Origin of the sequence: Mesorhizobium sp. M7A.F.Ca.AU.002.02.1.1 (assembly GCF_003998535.1) — a bacterium.
Classification (GTDB): Bacteria; Pseudomonadota; Alphaproteobacteria; order Rhizobiales; family Rhizobiaceae; genus Mesorhizobium; species Mesorhizobium ciceri.
Map to the genome: position 1 here is coordinate 1 of NZ_RZPB01000682.1, position 3,258 is coordinate 3,258.

A 3,258-nucleotide genomic window follows, 5' to 3' on the forward strand; every position below is an offset into this window, starting at 1 on the left:
GGCATAGGAGGTGCGTTCGCGGACTTTGAGGTAACGGGCATTGGCGGAGAAGGAGGCAGCCTCCGCCGGCAGGCGCACCGCCACGATCAGGTCGCCGGGCTCCAGCGCATTCTCCCGCTGCGGCGTTTCGCCGGGAAGCCGGTGAAATTCCTCCAGCGAAACATGGCGCCGGCCCTTCTTGCCTTCGATCTCGACCACGGCGTCGAGCGCCACCAGCGGCACGCAGAAATCCGACGGGTGGGTGGCGATGCAGGCGTCGCTCCAGCCGAGCACGGCGTGCAGGCGGTTTTCGCCTTCCAGCGCGTCGCAGCCGGTGCCTGGCTGGCGCCTGTTGCAGGCGCTGGCGGTGTCGTAGAAATAGCTGCAGCGCGTGCGCTGCAACAGATTGCCGCCGACGGTGGCGGCGTTGCGAAGCTGCGCCGAAGCGCCCGACAGCAGCGCCTCGGCCACCGCCGGATAGGATTTGGCGAACGCCGGATGGTAGGCAAGGTCGGCGTTACGCACCAGCGCACCGATGCGCAGGCCACCATCGTCCAGCCGTTCGATGCGGTTGAGTTCCGGCAGCCGGGAGATGTCGACGATACGCTCGGGACTGGTGATGCCGCCTTTCATCAGGTCGAGCAGATTGGTGCCGCCGGCGAGATAGGCCGAGCCCGGCTCGGCTGCCGCGGCGATGGCGTCGGGAATGGTGGCGGGCCTGATGTAATCGAAGTCTCTCATGCCGCGGTCCTCCGGTCGGCTTTGACAAGCTGTTGCTGGGCTTCCAGGACGGCCTCGACGATGCCGCCATAGGCCGCGCAGCGGCATATGTTGCCGCTCAGCCCCTCGCGGATGCGTTCGGGATCGTCGCCGGCCTGTCCCTCGGCGATCAGGCCGAGCGTGCTCATGATCTGGCCGGGTGTGCAGAACCCGCACTGGAAGCCGTCATGGGCGATGAAGGCGGCCTGCACCGGATGCAGTTCCTCGCCGTTGGCGACGCCTTCGATGGTCAAGACCTGGGCGCCGTCATGGCTGACCGCCAGCGCCAGGCATGAGTTGATGCGCTTGCCGTCGACCAGCACCGTGCAGGCGCCGCATTGGCCGCGGTCGCAGCCCTTCTTGGTGCCGGTGAGATCGAGCCGCTCGCGCAGCAGGTCGAGCAGGGTTACGCGTGGATCGACCTCCAGTTGGTGTCGGTGGCCATTGATGGTGAGGGTAATGGGAAGGCTGGTCATGGGCGTCTGGCTCCAGTTGCTTGACGCGGATGGGATTGAACTGGTGCCTTGCCGCAGAAGGGCAAGGTAACTGTTCGGTCAGGTCTTGACGGCGAAAGCGGAGATGGCGGATCTCCCGCGAGGCAGGCGGGCAGGGGAGATGTCGGCTTGCGTGTTCGAAAGACGTGACATACCGGTTCTCCTGATTATATGATAAAGGTGCTCCACTAAAACGGAGGCGCCTCCGTTTATTACGTGGTGGCTGACCCTGCCGGATTCAAGCCCCCTGACACGATGTGGAGAAAAAATTGGCCAGCGAGCCGTCCGCCATTGCTGAACAGAAGGCCGAGGCCGTAGACGCAAAGCCGCTGCGCGCCGATGCGCGGCGCAACCGCGACCGGCTGGTCGAGGTGGCGGTGTCAGTCTTTGCCGAGCGCGGCATCGATGGCTCGCTGGAGGAGATCGCGCGCCGCGCCGGCGTCGGCATCGGCACGCTCTACCGGCATTTCCCGACGCGCGAGCATCTGGTCGAGGTGGTCTATCGTCGTGAGGTGGAGGCGCTGTGCGCGGCCGCCGGCGAGCTTGCCCAAAAACATCCGTCCGATGTCGCGCTGGAACAGTGGATGCAGCGCTTCGTCGACTACATCGCCACCAAGCGCGGCCTGGCGACCAGCCTGCGCATTGTGCTCACCACCAATTCGACGCTGTTTTCCGACACGTTCGGCCGGGTGTCGCAAGCCTTGCGACGCCTGGTCGAGGCGGCGGTGGCCGACGGCACCATCCGCGGCGACGTCGACGCTTCCGACGTGCTGCACGCGCTGGGCGGCATCTATTCAGCGCCCGACACCCCCGAATGGCGCGACCGCTCGCGCCGGCTGGTCAAGCTGTTGATGGACGGGTTGCGGTTCGGGGCTGCAAAGGCACAATGAGGCGACCAGATTCCGGCCGTGCAAAACCAGACCTATCGATGAGTTGAGGGGATACGATGTATGTAGGCCGTTCCTACAAACTGATCGATTTCGCGCTGTGGTCGCGGCGCAGCGTCATCTACATGGTGGTGGTGAGCGGTCTGGCCGTGGCGGCCTACCGTCTTCCAGGCATCGCCGGGTTTTCGGTGCCATGGTCGGTGGTGCTGGTGCTTGGCACCACCGTGTCACTCGTCGCCGGGTTCAAGAATTCGCAGGTGTTCACCCGCAGCAGCGACGCGCTGCAGGCTTTTACGCAAATTACGGCCAGCAGCCGTTTGTGGTCCAATTTCTGCAGGGATTTCCTCGACGCGCCGACGGCCAGACAGCTCATCTATCGCCACATCGCCTGGATGACGGCATTGCGCTTTTCCCTGCGCCGGCCGATGCCATGGGAGTCCATGGCGCGGGCCGCCAATATCGAATACCGGCGGCGCTACCGTATCCATGAGGATGCGAGCTCGGTCGGCGACGAATTGCGTCCGCTGCTCGCCGAACAGGCCGAGGACGTCCTGAAATCGCCCCAGCCGGCGATAGCCCTGCTCGAACTGCAATCTGTCCAGGTCAATGCGCTGTTCAAGGACACAAAGCTCCCTCCTCAGATCTATGGCGAACTGACCAAGCTGATCCGCGACTTCCATGACCAGCAGGCGCGCTGCGATCGCATCAAGAACAATCCCTATCCCCGGCAATACGCCATCGTCAGTTCGATGTTCGTCATGATCTTCTGCACACTGTTGCCGTTCGGGGTCGTTCCCGTCTTTGCCGATATGGGCAAACTGGGTGGCGCGCTCGGGTCGATAGCGATCTGGCTGACGATCCCGTTCAGCACGCTGCTCGGCTGGGCCTACATGTCTCTCGACCAGGTCGGCGAAAGCAGCGCCAACCCGTTCGAGGGCAATGCCAACGACGTTCCGATCTCGCAGATCTGCCGCGACATCGAGATCGAGTTGCGTAGCGGGCTCGGCGAGAGCGACCTTCCCAAGCCCCTGCTGCCGGTCAACGACATCGCGACCTAGGCAGGATCACGACGAGGCGCGGCCCCGGCGGTCCCCTTCATCGTGCTGCTGGCGGAGAACGCTCAAACGTCAAGGCAGACC

Annotated in this window: 4 protein-coding genes; 2 read left to right on the plus strand and 2 right to left on the minus strand. The window is 64.4% G+C overall.

Annotation, left to right across the window (positions count from 1 at the left end; translation table 11 throughout):
• The coding region (locus tag EN879_RS29305; protein WP_164774647.1) for a xanthine dehydrogenase family protein subunit M at nucleotides 1-720 on the minus strand (720 nt) is incomplete at its 3' end.
• Entirely contained in the window at nucleotides 717-1,214 is a 498-nt protein-coding gene (locus EN879_RS29310) for a (2Fe-2S)-binding protein (RefSeq protein ID WP_013530705.1), read from the minus strand. The genes EN879_RS29305 and EN879_RS29310, both read right to left, overlap by 4 nt.
• Before the next feature lie 287 nt (nucleotides 1,215-1,501).
• Between EN879_RS29310 and EN879_RS29315 the strand changes: the two genes are divergently transcribed.
• Together EN879_RS29315 and EN879_RS29320 are read left to right on the plus strand one after the other, a co-directional pair.
• A complete protein-coding gene (locus tag EN879_RS29315; RefSeq protein ID WP_024501664.1) occupies nucleotides 1,502-2,122 on the plus strand; it encodes a TetR/AcrR family transcriptional regulator in 621 nt (206 codons plus the stop codon).
• Between the two features lie 56 nt (nucleotides 2,123-2,178).
• Nucleotides 2,179-3,177, plus strand: coding sequence for a bestrophin family ion channel (locus EN879_RS29320; protein WP_063168584.1), 999 nt, complete (start codon nucleotides 2,179-2,181; stop codon nucleotides 3,175-3,177).
• Nucleotides 3,178-3,258: the final 81 nt, after the last annotated feature.

Bases quoted from the DNA above. Each gene is read 5' to 3' on its own strand.
- EN879_RS29320 (WP_063168584.1), top strand. From the start codon at position 2,179: ATGTATGTAGGCCGTTCCTACAAACTGATCGATTTCGCGCTGTGGTCG.
- EN879_RS29310 (WP_013530705.1), bottom strand. From the start codon at position 1,214: ATGACCAGCCTTCCCATTACCCTCACCATCAATGGCCACCGACACCAA.